Origin of the sequence: Acinetobacter sp. UBA6526 (assembly GCF_002434875.1) — a bacterium.
Taxonomy (GTDB): domain Bacteria; phylum Pseudomonadota; class Gammaproteobacteria; order Pseudomonadales; family Moraxellaceae; genus Acinetobacter; species Acinetobacter venetianus.
In genome coordinates this window covers 1-16,894 of the sequence record NZ_DJLC01000062.1, presented here as the reverse complement: position 1 = coordinate 16,894, position 16,894 = coordinate 1, and the positions used below count along the sequence as shown (strand labels likewise).

The 16,894-nt window shown below is 35.6% G+C and carries 16 protein-coding genes and 2 pseudogenes; 8 read left to right on the top strand and 10 right to left on the bottom strand.

Features of this window, described 5'->3' with window-relative positions:
* From B4237_RS04155 to B4237_RS04135, 5 genes and pseudogenes are all read right to left on the bottom strand, one after another.
* Window positions 1-333, bottom strand: a pseudogene (locus B4237_RS04155) (thiolase family protein); the annotation flags it as partial.
* 72 nt (window positions 334-405) lie between these two features.
* Window positions 406-1,053 carry a 3-oxoacid CoA-transferase subunit B gene (locus B4237_RS04150; RefSeq protein ID WP_007483228.1) on the bottom strand — a complete coding sequence of 216 codons (648 nt, stop codon included), beginning with the start codon at window positions 1,051-1,053 and terminating at the stop codon, window positions 406-408.
* Window positions 1,054-1,758, bottom strand: a complete 705-nt coding sequence (locus B4237_RS04145) for a CoA transferase subunit A (RefSeq protein WP_278595223.1) — start codon at window positions 1,756-1,758, stop codon at window positions 1,054-1,056.
* Between the two features lie 218 nt (window positions 1,759-1,976).
* Window positions 1,977-2,858, bottom strand: a complete 882-nt coding sequence (locus B4237_RS04140; protein WP_004879487.1) for a LysR family transcriptional regulator — start codon at window positions 2,856-2,858, stop codon at window positions 1,977-1,979.
* A gap of 178 nt (window positions 2,859-3,036) precedes the next feature.
* Window positions 3,037-3,468, bottom strand: a complete 432-nt coding sequence (locus tag B4237_RS04135; RefSeq protein WP_004879486.1) for an SRPBCC family protein — start codon at window positions 3,466-3,468, stop codon at window positions 3,037-3,039.
* Window positions 3,469-3,854: 386 nt separating this feature from the next.
* Between B4237_RS04135 and B4237_RS04130 the strand changes: the two genes are divergently transcribed.
* The 5 genes from B4237_RS04130 to B4237_RS04110 all read left to right on the top strand — a co-directional run bounded on the left by B4237_RS04130 (window position 3,855) and on the right by B4237_RS04110 (window position 9,674).
* On the top strand, window positions 3,855-6,014 hold the full coding sequence (locus tag B4237_RS04130; RefSeq protein ID WP_278595224.1) for a TonB-dependent siderophore receptor: 2,160 nt from the start codon (window positions 3,855-3,857) through the stop codon (window positions 6,012-6,014).
* 204 nt (window positions 6,015-6,218) lie between these two features.
* Window positions 6,219-6,674: a hypothetical protein gene (locus tag B4237_RS04125; RefSeq protein WP_278595225.1), complete on the top strand. Its 456-nt coding sequence runs from the start codon at window positions 6,219-6,221 to the stop codon at window positions 6,672-6,674.
* Between the two features lie 299 nt (window positions 6,675-6,973).
* Window positions 6,974-7,954, top strand: a complete 981-nt coding sequence (locus B4237_RS04120; RefSeq protein WP_278595226.1) for a DUF1852 domain-containing protein — start codon at window positions 6,974-6,976, stop codon at window positions 7,952-7,954.
* A 24-nt stretch (window positions 7,955-7,978) separates the two neighbouring features.
* Window positions 7,979-9,010: a methionine synthase gene (locus B4237_RS04115; protein WP_004879480.1), complete on the top strand. Its 1,032-nt coding sequence runs from the start codon at window positions 7,979-7,981 to the stop codon at window positions 9,008-9,010.
* Window positions 9,011-9,182: 172 nt separating this feature from the next.
* Window positions 9,183-9,674 carry a flavin reductase gene (locus B4237_RS04110; RefSeq protein WP_136458934.1) on the top strand — a complete coding sequence of 164 codons (492 nt, stop codon included), beginning with the start codon at window positions 9,183-9,185 and terminating at the stop codon, window positions 9,672-9,674.
* A 73-nt stretch (window positions 9,675-9,747) separates the two neighbouring features.
* On the opposite strand, the gene B4237_RS04105 is transcribed toward B4237_RS04110, so the two are convergent.
* From B4237_RS04105 to B4237_RS04095, 3 genes are all read right to left on the bottom strand, one after another.
* Window positions 9,748-10,446, bottom strand: a complete 699-nt coding sequence (locus tag B4237_RS04105; protein ID WP_278595227.1) for a DUF1826 domain-containing protein — start codon at window positions 10,444-10,446, stop codon at window positions 9,748-9,750.
* A 740-nt stretch (window positions 10,447-11,186) separates the two neighbouring features.
* Entirely contained in the window at window positions 11,187-12,062 is an 876-nt protein-coding gene (locus tag B4237_RS04100) for a hypothetical protein (protein WP_278595228.1), read from the bottom strand.
* A 167-nt stretch (window positions 12,063-12,229) separates the two neighbouring features.
* Window positions 12,230-12,700 (bottom strand): Lrp/AsnC family transcriptional regulator, encoded by a 471-nt coding sequence (locus tag B4237_RS04095; RefSeq protein WP_278595259.1) that lies wholly within the window; start codon window positions 12,698-12,700, stop codon window positions 12,230-12,232.
* A gap of 109 nt (window positions 12,701-12,809) precedes the next feature.
* Here B4237_RS04095 and rarD point away from each other — a divergent pair, with 109 nt between their 5' ends.
* Window positions 12,810-13,709, top strand: coding sequence for an EamA family transporter RarD (gene rarD, locus B4237_RS04090; RefSeq protein ID WP_278595229.1), 900 nt, complete (start codon window positions 12,810-12,812; stop codon window positions 13,707-13,709).
* An 81-nt stretch (window positions 13,710-13,790) separates the two neighbouring features.
* Here the strand turns inward: rarD and B4237_RS04085 are convergent, their stop codons facing one another.
* Window positions 13,791-14,795 (bottom strand): AraC family transcriptional regulator, encoded by a 1,005-nt coding sequence (locus B4237_RS04085; RefSeq protein ID WP_061397439.1) that lies wholly within the window; start codon window positions 14,793-14,795, stop codon window positions 13,791-13,793.
* 126 nt (window positions 14,796-14,921) lie between these two features.
* Here B4237_RS04085 and B4237_RS04080 point away from each other — a divergent pair, with 126 nt between their 5' ends.
* Complete coding sequence (locus tag B4237_RS04080) at window positions 14,922-15,623, top strand: NAD(P)H-dependent oxidoreductase (RefSeq protein WP_278595230.1); 702 nt, start codon at window positions 14,922-14,924, stop codon at window positions 15,621-15,623.
* Between the two features lie 65 nt (window positions 15,624-15,688).
* On the opposite strand, the gene B4237_RS04075 is transcribed toward B4237_RS04080, so the two are convergent.
* The gene (locus tag B4237_RS04075; protein WP_061397441.1) at window positions 15,689-16,435 is read right to left on the bottom strand and encodes a TenA family transcriptional regulator; all 747 of its coding nucleotides are present in this window, start codon (window positions 16,433-16,435) and stop codon (window positions 15,689-15,691) included.
* 343 nt (window positions 16,436-16,778) lie between these two features.
* Here B4237_RS04075 and B4237_RS04070 point away from each other — a divergent pair.
* Window positions 16,779-16,894, top strand: a pseudogene (locus B4237_RS04070) (hypothetical protein); the annotation flags it as partial.

Here is a 16,894-nt window from a genome sequence, read left to right as displayed (position 1 = left end):
AACCACAATATTTGCGCTGCCAGCTTTTAATGTATCAGATGCCATCAATACCGCTTTCATTGCAGAACCACAAAGTTTATTAATTGTTACAGCACCAACATGATCTGGCAATCCAGCTTTACGCATTGCTTGACGAGCAGGGCCTTGTCCAATCCCTGCACTCAATACACAACCGAAAATCACTTCATTCACTTGATCGGGTGTAATACCTGCTCTCTGAACAGATTCTCGAATCACAGCTGCACCTAACTCAGGCGCAGTTAAAGATGACAAGCTCCCTTGAAAACCGCCCATTGCAGTACGACTACCAGATAGAATCACAATTGAACTCATGTTTATATTCTCTTTAAATAACTTATAGACTTAAAAAAGCTCCAGAAAAACTAGAGCAATGTCATAATAAAATTAAGCAACTAATGATTTATTAAAAATTAATGGCACACCTGTAGCGGCTCTTATTTGCTCTAAGCTCACATCTTTGGCAAGTTCAATCAGTTCAACACCTTGTGCCGTAATATCCATCACGCCTAAATCACTAATAATTCGATGGACTACTGCTTGACCAGTGAGCGGTAAACTGCAATTTTTCACAATTTTAGCTGTTCCATCCTTAGCGCAGTGTTCCATCAACACCACAACTTTTTGCACGCCAACGACTAAATCCATTGCGCCGCCCATACCTTTTACTTTTTTGCCTGGAATCATCCAATTGGCCAAATCGCCTTGTTCAGAGACTTCCATTGCACCCAAAATTGCAATATTCACATGACCACCACGAATCATGGCAAAAGATTCAGAGCTAGAGAAGAATGCAGCACCTGCACGCGCAGTAATCGTCTGTTTTCCAGCATTGATTAAATCAGCATCTAATGTTGCTTCAGTTGGAAACTCTCCGATACCTAACAAACCATTCTCTGATTGAAGCCAAACATTCATATCTTTTGGAATATAGTTAGCAACAAGGGTAGGTAAGCCAATTCCAAGGTTGACATAAAAACCATCTTCGAGTTCTTGTGCGGCACGTTGTGCCATTTCATTACGAGACCAAGCCATTTATACCGCCTCCATGCTTAATGTTTTTTGTTCAATACGTTTTTCTGGTGCTGCATTTAAAATAATGCGATTGACATAAATTCCCGGCAAATGAATTTCATCTGGATCTAGCTCACCGATTTCAACAATTTGTTCAACTTCTGCGATGGTGATCTTGCCAGCCATAGCACATTCAGGATTGAAGTTCTTGGCCGTTTTTCGGAAAATCAAATTACCGGCTTTATCTGCTTTATATGCTTTAACCAATGCAACATCTGCTGTAAGCGATTCTTCTAAAATATAATTTTTGCCATGAAAAGGTCGCTGTTCTTTGCCTTCAGCAATCAAGGTACCAACACCTGTTTGAGTATAGAAAGCAGGAATACCTGCACCGCCAGCGCGTAGTTTTTCCGCTAAAGTTCCTTGTGGTGTAAGTTCAACTTCTAGCTCACCATTAAGATACTGGCGTTCAAACTCTTTGTTTTCACCAACATAAGAGGAGATCATTTTTTTGATCTGTCTGGTTTGTAGTAAAATACCTAAACCGAAATCATCAACGCCAGCATTGTTAGAAATACACGTAAGTCCTTTGACACCACTTTGCTTTACTGCGGTTATCAGTTTTTCTGGTATTCCACACAATCCAAAACCGCCAACAGCAAGTGTCTGATGATCGAAAACAATCCCTTTGAGGGCTTCCTCTGCATTGCTATAAACTTTATTCATTCTGTTGTTTTCCTATTATCCCTTAGCATTTTTATTATTAGCACTTCGCTTTTTGATGTAGAAGTTGATTTTTTTAAAGGATTAATGAGGAAAATTAATAAATGATAGTTTTAAATGAAATACCATGTAGCAAACAATTAAATAAAAAATTGATTTATATTAATAAAAATTAAATTAGACTGAATACCCTAAAAATTATCGGCAAAATAATTTAATTTTTAAAATTTATGCTGTAGTAAGGCATCTATGAATTGCTCTGAAATATTCGACATTTCAAAATTCTTTTTATAAACAATACCCACTGTTTTATGGATCGTTTCTGATTCAAGCTCAAGCAGAACATTCTGCTGTTGATCGATGTGTTTGGCAAAATGTCGAGGGATCGCACTTACCCCGATACCATGTGCCACAAAACTCGATAAAGAAGAGATTTGATGACATTCTACTTTCAAATCAAGTGTCATTTCATTTCTCAGGCAGTTCTGCTCAATTAAATAACGAACAATCGAAGGCTTTTGTAAGGTAACAAATGGATTAGAAAAAAGCTGTTGCCAAGTAATAGCGCTCGAACTAGCGAGAGGATGCGACTTCGGCAATAGCGCTAAAAAGTCTTCTTCAAATAGAGCCTTAAATTCCAAACCTTCACTCAAATCAGGCTCAAAACAAATGCCTATTTCAAAAATACCATCCTGAACTTTTTCAATGATTGTTTCATTTGGAATGTCATGGATGGAGAAATTAAGATTGGGGTGTTGTATCAAAAAAGCATGGATAACTTCTGGTAAAATCGCATGGGTTACAAAAGGCATTGATGCGATACTCAGCGTTCCTCGATTCAGTTTAAACCGTTGTTTAACGTCATTTTCCATTTCATCCCAATTTGCCAACAGCTTTTTAGCATAAGGAATAAGTGATTTACCTTCTTGTGTGAGTTCTACACGGCGTGTATTACGATTAAAGAGCTTTCCGCCCAATTCATCTTCTAGACTTTTTATACTTAAGCTCAAAGCGGACTGACTCAAGTGCAGTTCAAGCGAAGCATTGGCGTAATTTAAAGTACGTGCGAGTGCTAGAAATGCTTTTAACTGCTTCAGTGTCATCCTTTTCCCTAAATAAAATCATTCTATTATGCTAATTTATCGTAAAAATGAACTAAATGTTATTGTTGACAACCATTTTCAAAGAAAAGTTAACCAAGACTTCTAACACCAACTCCCACAATAAAAATTGGGGAGTTGGTTTGAAAGATTAGAGAAATTTATCTTTCTTTAAAAAAACTTACACTTTTAGTTTTTTAAGTCCACGGCTCACACCATTTTGTAATGCCAATTTGATAATTGGACCAATAAATGGCACACGACCTTTAAAGCTAATCGTATAGTCCAAACGACTACGATTATTTCCGAGATCACTAAATTTCATTACACCGCGATGTGCTTTAATTGGTGAAATACCACTCGTAATAGCATATTCGATCAGTTCATTTTCTTTATAAACTAAGTTCGTTTCAACAAATGAGGGGGCTAAAGGAATAGACAGTTTACGTGCAGAGCCAACGCCATTTCGAGCATCTTTACCATCACTCAAGCGCGTTACTTTTGCTGGTGCGAAAAGCTTATTTAAGTTTTCATGTTCGCTAAGCACCGCAAAAACTTTCTCTACAGGTGCATTAAATTCTTGGGTGATTTTAATTTGTTGCATTTTTAGCATAACCAATACCTTTTATTTTTTGACATGATGGATTGTCAGTTTGAAAATATTAGCATGCTTTGTAATTGTCAGACTATTGCTTTATCGGAAAAATATTAATCACAGCCGAGGTACTTGCAGATCGTTTTGACTGTGAAATAGGCATTAGCGAGAGTATCAAATGACAGGAAGCCTATGAAAAATCAGTTATATACAAAACAAAAATATAGAATCCTTTATTGATTAAGCAAAAAATCTTCAATATATGGCTAAATTCATGGCGAGATTGAAGATCTACATCGCTGAAATATGTCATAGAAGATGCTTGTTCAAATAACAAAAATTGTGAATACTCATGCGCGAAAAATTCAAGCTATATGATTTTCTTTTGGGGTTAGGCGACTACTGTGAATATATATCCATTTTCATTTTCTCATTTACAAAAAGCACTGTTGGCTGTTGGTTCATTTTCTTGCTTGGGACTTAGCTCAATTGCGGCACATGCTGAAGCTGAAAATGATATTCAACAGCTCGAAACCATCAAACTCACTGCTCAAGCCTCACAATCCGCTTATTATGCACCTACAGTGAATTTATCAGGATTTACTCAACAAAATCTTGCTGAAATTCCAGCATCAATCAACACGACTACAGCAACACAAATTGCTGATCAACATGCCAAAACATTAACTGACATCGTGAAAAATGATGCAGCAGTAGGTGATGGCTATGCACCGATTGGCTACTATTCAAATTTCATGATGCGTGGTTTTGCCTTAAATGCTGGTTCAAGCTATTTATTGAATGGGAACTTAATTCGTGGTGAACAAAACGTCGCCCTCGAAAATAAAGAACAAGTTGAAATTTTAAAAGGGATTAGTGCGATTCAGAGCGGTATGTCTACACCAGCTGGTGTTGTAAACTATGTTACTAAACGTCCTAAAGATATTCGTGCTCTCACTTTAGAAACAGATAGTCAGGGTGGTTATCGTGTTGCAACAGATCTAGGTGGCTTATTCGGACAAAATCAACAGTTTGGTTATCGTGTAAATATCGCGAAAGAAGAAATTCATCCATATGTAGAACATACAAATGGGCAACGTTTATTCGGTTCGATTGCTTTTGATTGGAATCTTTCTGATCGCTCTAAATTAGAGTTTGATATTGAGTCACAACGCCAACGTCAGCGCTCAGTTCCGGGTTATCAACTACTTGATGGAAAAACTGTTCCTACTGGTGTCGAATGGGATCGCTTACTTGGTCACCAAAGTTGGAGTAAACCCGTTACTAATGAAAGTCTGAATACGAGTTTAAAATATACTCATCGTATCAATGATGATTGGACAGCAAACTTATCTGCTTCGCAAAGCAGTGTGGTCGTTGATGACTATTCAGCATTCCCGTGGGGTTTCGGCTTCGATGGCACTTTTGATAAAAATGGTAACTATGATATTTACGATTTCCGTAGCCCAGATGATAGTTATTTAACAAATCAATTTAAAACAGGATTAAACGGCAAATTTGCAACAGGGACATTACAGCATAGCTTAAATGTCGAGTTATCTCATACCTATAAACGACATGCACAATATGAAAGTGTCAAGAGTATGATTCTGGTAGGAACAGGAAATATCTATAATGATCCTATTACTTACGCACCAGTTAATAGATCACTAGGTAAGCATTATAAATCATTAGATAGCCAACAAACTGCTTTGAACCTACTTGATCAAATCGACTTTAATCGCGAATGGTCTATGCTAGTAGGTGGAAAACTGTTGCATTTAAATGAAAAAGCATTTGATGCTGAGGGTAGTACTATTCGTGACACGGATTTAAATCGCTTCTTACCACAGTTCGCCGTGATGTATCAGCCTTGGGAACACACTCATCTATATGCTTCCTACGCCAAAGGTTTAAGTGATGGCGCCCAAGCGCCGTGGTTTGCAAATAATGCATACGCAACCTTAGCACCACTCCGTTCTAAACAATTTGAATTAGGCGTAAAACAAGAATGGCAGTCTTTGCTCTTCACTGCGGCATTATTTGACCTAAGACAAGATCATCAATATACCAATACGATGGGTGATTTTGTCTCAGAAGGTAAGCAAAATAATCTTGGTTTAGAGTTGGGTCTACAAGGGCGCGTAGGTCAAAACTTAGATATTAGCTCGACGCTGGCATTGACACGTTCGCGTTTGAAAGACTTAGACGTAATAAACTATCAAGGTCATCAAACACAAAATGTACCTAAAGTACGCTTTGCCACGCATCTTTCTTATCAAGTTCCGCAGTTTGAAGGCTTACGTCTATTAGCGGGGATGCGATACAGTAGTAGTAAATATGCCAATAAGACAGGAACAGTAAAAGTTTCTGGTTATAGTGTCTTTGATGCTGGTGCAGCTTACAACTTCAATGCTTATGGCTATGAAAATACGTTAAGACTCAATGTAGATAATCTTTTTAATAAAAAATACTGGCGTGATGCAGGTAGTTTCTTTGGCGATGATTATTTATTCCTCGGCGCACCGAGAACAGCTCAACTATCTTGGACTGTTAACTTCTAAAAAACTCAGCTTTAATCTGTTTAAAACTGTCTGAGTGTTTCGCTCAGACAGTTTTTTTATCCATAAGAAACTTAAAAAAAACCTTAAAGTAAGATATTCATTATTTATGAGTGAAGGGATGTTAAAATCAAATCGCGCAAAGCAAATAACTTAATCAATTTATAAAAGATAACATCACGAATAACTCTAAAAGGTATTTATACAATGAAGAAAATTATCTTAACAACGTCTATCGGTTTAACTACGCTATGCATGATAAATCCAGCCTATGCCATTGATGCGAAATATAGAGCTAAACTTGAACGCTCTGGATGTACGCAAGTTTCTGAGACGCAAGGTTGTGACATCAATAAATCTAAAGCAGAGAATGCAAAAGCTGGATTTTTAAATAATACAGTAATAAATACAAACTCTTATACTGGAATTTGGACTGCAAAAAATTCAAATACAGGCCAAACAGTAGCAAAAATTCACGTTGATCATAATCAAAAGGTTTGGGTCAACGGGCAGGAGGTAAAAGCCAAAACGAGTGATGGTGGATTAATATTTAAACAAGGCTTTATTACTTTCAAGCTAGAAGGGGATCCTAAACACCAAAATGAAAGTGTTTGGCATGATTCCGATGCACAGACATCTGGACCAATTCTAAAGACCAACTAAACTAGAAAATTAAGCCGTTAAAATAAAATGAGTTTTAATGGCTTTAAAAACTATCTCATTCACAATAAAAAATTCTAGTTATAAATCGTCGTAGAAAATAATCATTCTTTGCTCATAACTTATCTTCCATAAATCAATTAAAAAAATGCTCCACTTTTCACGTTCTATTAATAAATTTCACATCATGAATTTCATTCATCTTTGACTGAGACAATATCATTTTTATTCATGTATTGATTCGGGTATAAATTACAACAAGAAATTTAAGTTATCTCTCAGACATTAGGTAGTAGATCAAAATGAGTAAAGAGTTTGCATTTACGATAAAAAGCATTTGTTTCGATGAAAACTATCATCCGTCAAACAATACGCGTATCACAACAAACTTCGCGAATTTAGCGAGAGGGGCAAGTCGTCAAGAAAACTTGCGTAATACACTACAAATGATTAATAACCGTTTCAATTCGTTAGCACATTGGGACAACCCAAATGCTGATCGTTATGCACTTGAGCTTGAAATTATTTCAGTAGATATAGATGTAGAAGGCAAGGGAGAGACATTCCCGACAATCGAAATATTAAAAACAAATATTCTTGATCGAAAAACCAATAAACGCATCGATGGTATCGTTGGCAATAATTTTTCATCTTATGTTCGTGATTATGATTTTAGCGTATTACTGCTAGAGCATAACAAAGATCAAGCGACATTTAGCACGCCTGAAAACTATGGCGAGCTACACGGTAAGATTTTCCAATCATTTGTAAACTCAGAAACTTATAACAACAACTTTAATAAAGCACCAGTTATTTGTCTCAGCGTTTCAACGACGAAGACTTATCATCGAACTGCAAACCAACACCCAATACTCGGTGTTGAGTATGAGCAAGATGCATATTCATTAACAGATGAGTATTTTGCAAAAATGGGCTTAGAAGTGCGTTATTTCATGCCTGCAAATAGCGTTGCACCTTTAGCATTTTATTTCCGTGGTGATTTGCTCAATGATTACACCGATCTTGAACTGATCAGTACCATCAGCACAATGGAAAGCTTCCAAAAGATTTACCGCCCAGAGATTTACAATACAAATTCTCCAGCAGGTAAATGTTATCAACCAAGCTTGAAACATCAAGATTACTCATTAACACGAATTGTTTACGACCGCGAAGAGCGTAGCCAATTGGCTGTGAAGCAAGGCAAATTTACAGAAGAGCAGTTCATCAAACGGTATCAAAATATCCTTGATCAATGGGCTGCAAATTACGCTGTTGTATAACTTAGTATAGACAAGATTTTTATTATGAAACGATTATTACCGACTTCAACTGCTGGCAGCCTACCAAAACCATCTTGGTTAGCTGAACCTGAAAAACTTTGGTCTCCTTGGAAATTAGAAGGAGAGCAGTTGATTGAAGGCAAACAAGATGCACTACGATTGTCATTACAAGAGCAATTACATGCTGGTATTGATATTGTCAGCGATGGTGAGCAAACCCGTCAGCATTTTGTTACGACCTTTATTGAACATCTCAATGGTGTAGACTTTGAAAAGCGCGAAACTGTAAGAATCCGTAATCGTTATGATGCTAGCGTTCCATCAGTTGTAGGTGATGTATCTCGCCAAAAGCCTGTTTTTGTTGAAGATGCTAAGTTTTTACGTCAACAAACCAATCAACCGATTAAATGGGCGCTTCCTGGGCCTATGACTATGATTGACACGCTTTATGATGGTCACTATAAAAGTCGTGAAAAACTAGCTTGGGAATTCGCGAAGATCCTGAATCAGGAGGCTCGTGAATTAGAAGCTGCTGGTGTTGATATTATCCAGTTTGATGAGCCAGCATTTAACGTGTTCTTTGATGAAGTGAACGATTGGGGAATCGCAACTTTAGAAAGAGCGATTGAAGGCCTAAAGTGTGAAACTGCGGTTCATATTTGCTATGGTTATGGTATCAAAGCTAATACAGATTGGAAGAAAACTCTTGGTTCTGAATGGCGTCAATATGAAGAAGCTTTTCCGAAGCTACAACAATCTAATATCGACCTGATCTCGTTAGAATGTCACAATTCACGCGTGCCAATCGATCTACTTGAACTCATCCGAGGTAAAAAGGTGATGGTTGGGGCGATTGATGTAGCAACCAATACTATTGAAACACCAGAAGAAGTTGCAAATACTTTGAGAAAAGCACTTCAATTTGTAGATGCGGATAAGCTTTATCCTTGTACAAACTGTGGCATGGCGCCGTTGTCTCGTGACGTTGCGAGAGGTAAATTAAATGCCTTGAGTGCTGGTGCAGAGATTGTCCGTAAAGAGCTATTGGGCAATTAACTTAACCTCTAAGTGCGTAAATAGTTAAGTATTTGATACATATAATCAAATGCTTAACTCTATGCATAACTTAGACAAAATAAGCTTTAATAGCTCTTATTTAAATGATGTAACATGAAGTAATCGTATCGCTAAATTTGAAAAAGATACGATTCAATTTAGGAACAATGTGATGATTGAAGCAACTGACTTTAGAAATGCAATGTCTTTGTTAACAAGTGCAGTAAGTGTCGTGACTACTGCAGGCATGTCTGGTCGTTACGGTTTCACTGCATCCGCTGTGTGCAGCGTGACAGATACACCTCCAACATTATTGGTGTGTATGAATCTTGCTTCTAGCTCACATGTTCACTTTGTCGACAATAAAATACTCACCGTTAATGTATTAGCCGCTCACCATGAGCACATGTCTAAAGTATTTTCTTCAAGATTAAGTCCAGAAGAACGATTTAAACATGGCATTTGGACTGAATTAGAAACTGGTGCGCCAGTTTTAGATGATGCTTTAGTAAGTTTTGATTGTGAAATTGATCAAATTCAGGAAATTGGAACACATAGTATTTTTATGTGTCGGATTGTAGCGATAAAACAGAATCTTCATGATCAAAGCCTAGTTTACTTTAATCGTGCTTATCATCAAGTTGGGCAGACAGAAGTTGTTTAAATAATTGTTTATATTGATAAAAATCATTAACAATACATCAATAAGCAAGCAATCTTTGACTTATCATCAACATTTAACAAATCAGTAGTAGCCTATATTCACCGTTATTTTCCATTGGTGCTCTATGAACACAAGGTAATACGTGTTGAGTAGGATGATCAACAGCCAACCGCCAAAGATTTCCTAGACCTAAATTTATCGGTTTTGCATCTGGTTTAGGCTGATAATGCAAATCAAAAAAATTTTCCTTTAGGAAGTTTTCAAATTCAGCTTCAGGGCCATCATATAATGCCTTAAGTTTATTTCTAATCTCAGCTATACAAACTTTTTGTTGAACCTGACTATTAGGAATAATATCGCTTGCAGCACCGTAATAGGTGCATAAAAAAGTGTCTGTTTCTATTGGTGATCGATCAATATGGTATGAATATACATCAGTAGAAATGAAATCTAACTCGTTATCACGTTCGTAACATTTGAGTAAATTTAAAGAAGGTGAGGCTCCGAAATCAGTAAGATAATGTATATCTTTTAAAATAATTTCTCTTGCTAAATTACCATCTTCTGAAAGCTTTAATTCTAAAAGATCTTCCTCAGAAACTTCAGTAATATCTTCTTTAAGATCAAGTTTATTAACAATTTCTTGAAAATCACCAACCAAGTATCTTGACCAGCAAATAGCATTCATATCTCCATGAAAACTTGTTTCTATAAGCTCGGAAAAAGAAGATACTGTGCCAACTTGAGCATTCCCAGACAGCGGATTTGACATACTTGAGTGAATTAAATGATAGATCTTGTCTCATAATACACTGAAACTGATACAAATCCTGCATATGTGAAGGTTTAAAAAAACTGACAGCAACTAATTTTGACCGTATTAAACATTAGTCAACCAACCTTAATTTTGCATCATTTAGTTTTTTCTATGGCATAAACAAAGGTGTTCCAACGCCATAAGATAATTTAAACATTCATGCAGCCATTCCATTTCCTGAATCAAATATGGAAGCCAAAGATGCAAAAGAACAACTTTTTATTTGATCTTGAGTTCGAATTTGATTTTACATGCACACCGCCAAAGCCAGTTCTTAAAGATATCAAGGTCAGCGAAGAATAATAAGTTCTTATATATCAAATGGTTGAATTACATTACTTCGTATAATGTATATTATGTTAAATAAGATATCCAAGACTGTGGCCTACACAACACTGTTTGTTGCCACAGCTCAGTAACGTGATGATCTGCGATTATACATCACGTTACTGAGTATCCTAATGAACATAATATAAGTTATGCAGAAATCAGACCGCTACTCGACTTGCGTATTAGTCGAGCCTACGCAAGTCTGCGTGGCTATGACTTCAATGTCTGGGTACATGAGGCAAATATCGCCTATCGTTTCCCGCATATTATAAATTGGGGGTTGGTGAAGTTATTATTGTTTTGAAATAAGGTAAAAGTCCCAAATTTGAGACTAGAGTCCACCATTAGATAACGTGGACTCTTTTTTATGCGCTAAACTTTGTATTTATATGTTTTTTGGAAAAGATTTTCATTCCAATTACACTCTCAATTCTATTTTTTATTTCTGAGTAATTAGCTTCATCAAATAAATCTAAAACCAAATGTCTATGATCACCACCTAAAGATCGAATTTCATAATCTTTAATTTGATCTTTAAACTCTACTGAAGCTAAAAGCTTTTGAAGTTTTATTAAATTATCTTCTGAAATCTCAGATAAACATATATCAAAATCATCCTCTATCATAGAATTTTTATACCAATTCTTTGACGATACTGGATTATTTCTTCGATCTAGCCGTGCCATAGACGCTTTAATGCTTCTTAACTCATCAATAATATATTCTTGTCCTGAAACTTCTTTTTGATCAAGCTTTGCAACTTTAAATTGACCAAAATGTTGTAGGAAAGGACTATATGCTGATGTTGTTTGAGCCTGTTGTGAAATAACCTTAATTTTATGAGCAAGTTTATTTTTAAATTCTACAATTTTTGAAAATCTCAAATCTCGTGGATACTCTAAATGTTCAATAGGAGAAGTATCAAATGAGTATGTAGTTACATCATCTTTAACAATAATAGTAGGTTTATCAAATGCTAACCGCATACCTAACTCAAACATAACATTTGGATTTTTACAACTGACATCACAGACAACGATAGGATTATCATACAAATTTTGAATTATCCGTTTTTGTATGATGCCAACATCATCTGCAAAACTTACAAGATTTCCTTCATAATCAGCTAAGGATATAGCATCTTTTAGAATCTCGTATACATCACTCCAATGGCTTTCATCACATCCATCGATTGTGGAAATAGGCATTACGATGCCGCAAATTTTTTTCGGTTCAGTCATTACTAAATATTCTAAAAACAATGAAAACTATAATAACTTAAAATTATGATTTTTAAATATATAAGTAGTCATTCTGAAGTCGCATAACTTCATTTTATGTTAAATAGAATATTTGAGACTGTAGCCTACACAACACTGTATCTAGCTTATGACCAAATCTTTGTTCCTTAACTTTCAAAATTTATATTAGGAACATCTAAAGATACTTTTACCCGATCCAATACAACCGTTGTCTTAAACCATTCGACATTAGAATTATTGTGAAATAATTCATCACAAACCTCCTGAAAGCGCTTCATATTTGGTACTAATAAAACAAGCATAAAATCTGCATCACCAGTGACGTAATAACATTGTTGTATCTCCGAACTAGAAAAACTTTCTTTAATTACATCAAGATCTGTATTGTGCGTTTTATTAAGCCTAACTTCGACGATAACTGTGATCACTTGATTAAGTTGATCTGGATCAAGTACGGCAACATTTCCAACGATATAACTGTTTTCACGCAACTTTTGAATACGCCGTTGCACCGAAGCCGTTGATAAATGCACAGCTTCTGCTAATTCACGTAATGGAATCAAGCAATCCTTTTGAAGCAGTTTCAGCAATGAATAATCGAATTTATCTAAAACCATATTACTCAGCACCATGAGAAATTTTCTCATTTATCTTAAGAAATTAGAGCCTAATTATCAATCAAACTGAAATAAAATATCGTTTAAATAATTCAATTAGTACAGATCTATGCATACTCAATCAAATACAGTTCTTGGCATAACATTTAATGTAATTGCCTCTTTATTATTTGCATTAATGTTTGCATATACCACCCTACTCCATTCATTACAAGGAAATGAAATCTACGGTTGGCGTATATTACTCACATTACCATGTCTGACACTTTTCATTATTGTTCAAGGAAATTGGTCGCAAGTCATCACTATTTACAAACGCCTACACAACGAACGCTACTTCTTTTTAACTCGTTTTTTATCGTCTTTTTTGATTGGAATACAGCTTTGGTTATTTATGTGGGCACCTAGCAATGGCTATGGGCTTGATGTTTCCTTAGGCTATTTTATCATGCCAATTACTATGGTGATTTTGGGTCGTATAGCATTTAAAGACAAAATGTCACGATTACAAAAGTTATCCTGCTTTTTTGCAATACTTGGCATTATTAATATGCTGGTTATATCAAAAACATTAACATGGCCAACTTTATTCATTTGTTTAGGCTATCCAGTTTACTTTTGGTTAAGGCAAAAGACCAATACCAATAATATTGGTGGCGTTTGGTTTGATATGGTGTTCAGCCTACCAATCAGTTTCTTTTTCATATTACAAGGTGGAGTTTTTTTAGGTGAATTAGGCTCTATTTTTGACACGCTTTGGCTGATTTTAGGTCTAGGACTCATCAGCGCACTAGCTTTAGGATTCCAATCTCTTTCGGCTCCTCATCTCAATCTTAGCCTTTTTGGTCTTCTAGTATATGTTGAGCCAGTATTATTATTGATGGTTTCTATCTTGCTTGGCGAAACAATCAAGCCAGCAGAATGGCCGACTTATATCGGAATTTGGTTAGCGGTTTGTGCACTCGTAGCTGAAGGCATTATAAGTTTAAGAAAAAAGCGTTTTGTCTAATTTTCAGAACAGATAGCATTCAAAATAAAGGGCTAATCTGTTCTTTTAACTGAGAAAATTTAACTGAATCAAAATTAAAGCTTATGCTTTTCTATAGATTGTAGGTGTTAAACCTACCCACTTCTTAAATGCTCTTGTGAAATGAGAAATATCTGCATAACCTAAAATATTAGATATTTCTTGGATAGATAACCTTGTACTTTTTAACAATTTCTCAGCGTGCTCTCTACGAGCCTCAGCTAACACAATCTGAAATGAGGTTTCTTCAGATGCAAGCTGACGCTGCAAACTTCTAACAGATGTTTTTAGTTCTAGAGCTACTTGGTTCAAATTAACACTATAATCTTGAGAACCGTGAAGTAACTCTTTAACTAAAATCTTCGTGCTGTTTAGCTTCTCTTTTTTTATGATTTGTCGTTTTACATCACGCTCACATTGTTCCTTTAGCAACCTAAAAACTATTTCATCTGCTGTTGGCAACTGATTGGTTAAAAACGCTTTATCGAATATCAAGCAATTACTTTCTTGACTAAAGTGAGACTCAAAACCTAACAATTGATTGATATTACTAGAGTAAAATACATCAACCTGTGTGAAATTGGCTTGAATTTTAATATCACTTTTAAGCAAATCTTTAATTAAACTGGCAAATCCTAAAATGGAAAATAATAATCCATTGTTACTTAGATTTTCTGAAATGAATGATTGATCAAAATAAATGTAGGCTTTGTTCTCTTTGATTTTTAAAACAGGCTTGAATACCGAGCAATGTAGTCCTATAAATTTTTCAAGTATTTTGATTGCTTGCAACAAATTTTCAGCAGCTACAGCCGCAACCCCAACATGACCATAGCAAGAAGCTTTCATAGACTTCGCCATATGAATAATCAGCAACTGATCCTCAGTGAAAATGATCGAACTATCAATTAATTCATTGAAAACATTTAGATTTACATACCAAAATGGGGCTTCTATATCTTTCATTTCAATATCGAAGTCACCCAATAATTGCTCTACTGAAAGATTTCTAGCCCTTAACGCATCAACTAACAGATTGACATAAGTACCAGGCAATTTAGCAGACATTTTTCTTCCTTGGAATTTAAATTGGCATAAAATGGTAAAAACTGGCGGTTCATGAACTATGCCAGTTTTTACGACTACGGCATAGTATTAGGAGTCAAATAAATTAATTACGACGGTATTCTATCTATGAATATTCTTATTGTTCATGCACATCCTGAATCAAAATCCTTCACTGCTGCATTAAAAGATAAAGCTCAGCATGTATTTGAAGAACAAGGCCATACCGTTGAAGTTTCAGACTTATATGCGATGAACTTTAATCCAATTGCCTCACAGAATGACTTTGCAAACCTTAACCAACCTGAATATTTTAACTATGCCTTAGAACAAAGACATGCTTACAAGCAAAATTCCCTAGCACCAGATATTCAAGTTGAAATCGAAAAAATTAAACGTGCCGACCTACTCATCTTTAGTTTTCCACTTTATTGGACATCTGTACCTGCTATCCTAAAAGGCTGGATTGATCGTGTTTTTGTTTCTGGTCTGTTTTATGGTGGAAAACGTTTTTACAATCATGGTGGTATGGCTGGTAAGAAAGCGATGCTATGTTTCACTTTAGGTGGACGCGATTATATGTTTGGCGAAAATGCGATACATGGTTCAATTGCAGAATATCTATCTCCCATTCAACGCGGAACACTTGCCTACGCTGGTTTTGAGGTACTACCACCCTTTATTGCTTACCATGTTCCTTACATTTCAAATGAAAATCGACAAAATATACTTATAAATTTCGAAGCCTATTTAAATGATCTACAGAACTTAGAACCATTAACATTTCCTTTAATAGAAAATTTTGATGAAAAAATGCGACCATTGCCTTGATGAGTAAGCATAAAAAAACTGTCACATAGCCCCCAACTATGTGACAGTTTTATCCTTAAATTCTTTTAATTCTTATGCTGTAGTTTATAGCACTCATCCAAAGCCAATTCATAATATGCCAGACCATCTTGAGCTGCTCTAAACGCTTTTTTCTGCAATACAGGATCTTTGTCACACAATCTTTTGATAAGTTCCATCGCTTCGTATGGATGTAAATCATCATAATGTGCATGAGCTCGCAACCAAGCTAAAGATCTTTTATTAATATTGACTTCAGGGTGCTCTGTATATGTCTGTATACCTTTATATACTTGAATTGTCCAGTCACCTGTCGCCCATTCAATTGCGAGATTTGTAGCTGCGATACTTTCCGCTAAAGTGCCACGAAAATTCACATCCCATAGAAAGTGATTTACTGCATTCATGGCTGCTGGAGGTCTTACTTCATTCAGCATTTCGACTGTTAAACCGAATCCCCCAGCCCAATCCTGATACCAGTTCAAGTGACGCTCTTCCACTTTAATATTTTGAATGAGCCAATCTCTAGTCTCAGTTACACCGTCTAACGAAAATGCTGTCGCTTTTGCTAAAGCCCCAGCCATATACGACGGAAAATGAGCGACCAAAGGATAAAAATTTAAAAGTGCTGAACGGAAACACTCAAGGCTTAAAGTACCATTTGCCATGTCTAAGAATAGAGGGTGTTTACTTACCCGTTCTTTAGCTGGCACAAGATCATCCCAAAAACGCTGGGACCATTCTGAATGAGTCGTAATTTCTAGTTTTGTTCCATATTGATTCATAGCAGTCATTGCGATGCATCCTATTTCGTATGACTTAATTCAATCACGTTCCATGATTGTTGCTTTTTTATAAATTGTATCCTAATACAGCAAATATACAAACAATGTTATTTAATTTGTAACAGTTTTTATTCGATTCACCTTTATCAGGTTGAATAATTATATTATTTAGATGTAAAGTCTAGGTATATATTCGAAAAGTATATAAATTTCTAATAATAAAAAGTTGATTTGGGTAGTAAATAAATATTTTTTTATTATCTAATACACATTTTATTTAATTGGGTGTAACGTAGTAAAAAGTAATCCCTATTTTACATTTATAAAAACATTGGGAGTGGTGAGAGATAAGATGAAGTTGAAAGCTTCCAATATATTGGGACAAGAACAAATCGACTTACTAATTTCTCGCGGGCTAAATTTAGTTTGGTTTCCTAAAGAATTAGAAGTAATTTATCGAGATCAGTA

Excerpts from the sequence above, each read along its gene's own strand:
- B4237_RS04150 (WP_007483228.1), bottom strand. The coding sequence starts at position 1,053 with ATGGCTTGGTCTCGTAATGAAATGGCACAACGTGCCGCACAAGAACTC.
- B4237_RS04145 (WP_278595223.1), bottom strand. The coding sequence starts at position 1,758 with ATGAATAAAGTTTATAGCAATGCAGAGGAAGCCCTCAAAGGGATTGTT.
- B4237_RS04140 (WP_004879487.1), bottom strand. The coding sequence starts at position 2,858 with ATGACACTGAAGCAGTTAAAAGCATTTCTAGCACTCGCACGTACTTTA.
- B4237_RS04135 (WP_004879486.1), bottom strand. The coding sequence starts at position 3,468 with ATGCTAAAAATGCAACAAATTAAAATCACCCAAGAATTTAATGCACCT.
- B4237_RS04125 (WP_278595225.1), top strand. The coding sequence starts at position 6,219 with ATGAAGAAAATTATCTTAACAACGTCTATCGGTTTAACTACGCTATGC.
- B4237_RS04120 (WP_278595226.1), top strand. The coding sequence starts at position 6,974 with ATGAGTAAAGAGTTTGCATTTACGATAAAAAGCATTTGTTTCGATGAA.
- B4237_RS04115 (WP_004879480.1), top strand. The coding sequence starts at position 7,979 with ATGAAACGATTATTACCGACTTCAACTGCTGGCAGCCTACCAAAACCA.
- B4237_RS04110 (WP_136458934.1), top strand. The coding sequence starts at position 9,183 with ATGATTGAAGCAACTGACTTTAGAAATGCAATGTCTTTGTTAACAAGT.
- B4237_RS04105 (WP_278595227.1), bottom strand. The coding sequence starts at position 10,446 with ATGTCAAATCCGCTGTCTGGGAATGCTCAAGTTGGCACAGTATCTTCT.
- B4237_RS04100 (WP_278595228.1), bottom strand. The coding sequence starts at position 12,062 with ATGACTGAACCGAAAAAAATTTGCGGCATCGTAATGCCTATTTCCACA.
- B4237_RS04095 (WP_278595259.1), bottom strand. The coding sequence starts at position 12,700 with ATGGTTTTAGATAAATTCGATTATTCATTGCTGAAACTGCTTCAAAAG.
- rarD (WP_278595229.1), top strand. The coding sequence starts at position 12,810 with ATGCATACTCAATCAAATACAGTTCTTGGCATAACATTTAATGTAATT.
- B4237_RS04085 (WP_061397439.1), bottom strand. The coding sequence starts at position 14,795 with ATGTCTGCTAAATTGCCTGGTACTTATGTCAATCTGTTAGTTGATGCG.
- B4237_RS04080 (WP_278595230.1), top strand. The coding sequence starts at position 14,922 with ATGAATATTCTTATTGTTCATGCACATCCTGAATCAAAATCCTTCACT.
- B4237_RS04075 (WP_061397441.1), bottom strand. The coding sequence starts at position 16,435 with ATGACTGCTATGAATCAATATGGAACAAAACTAGAAATTACGACTCAT.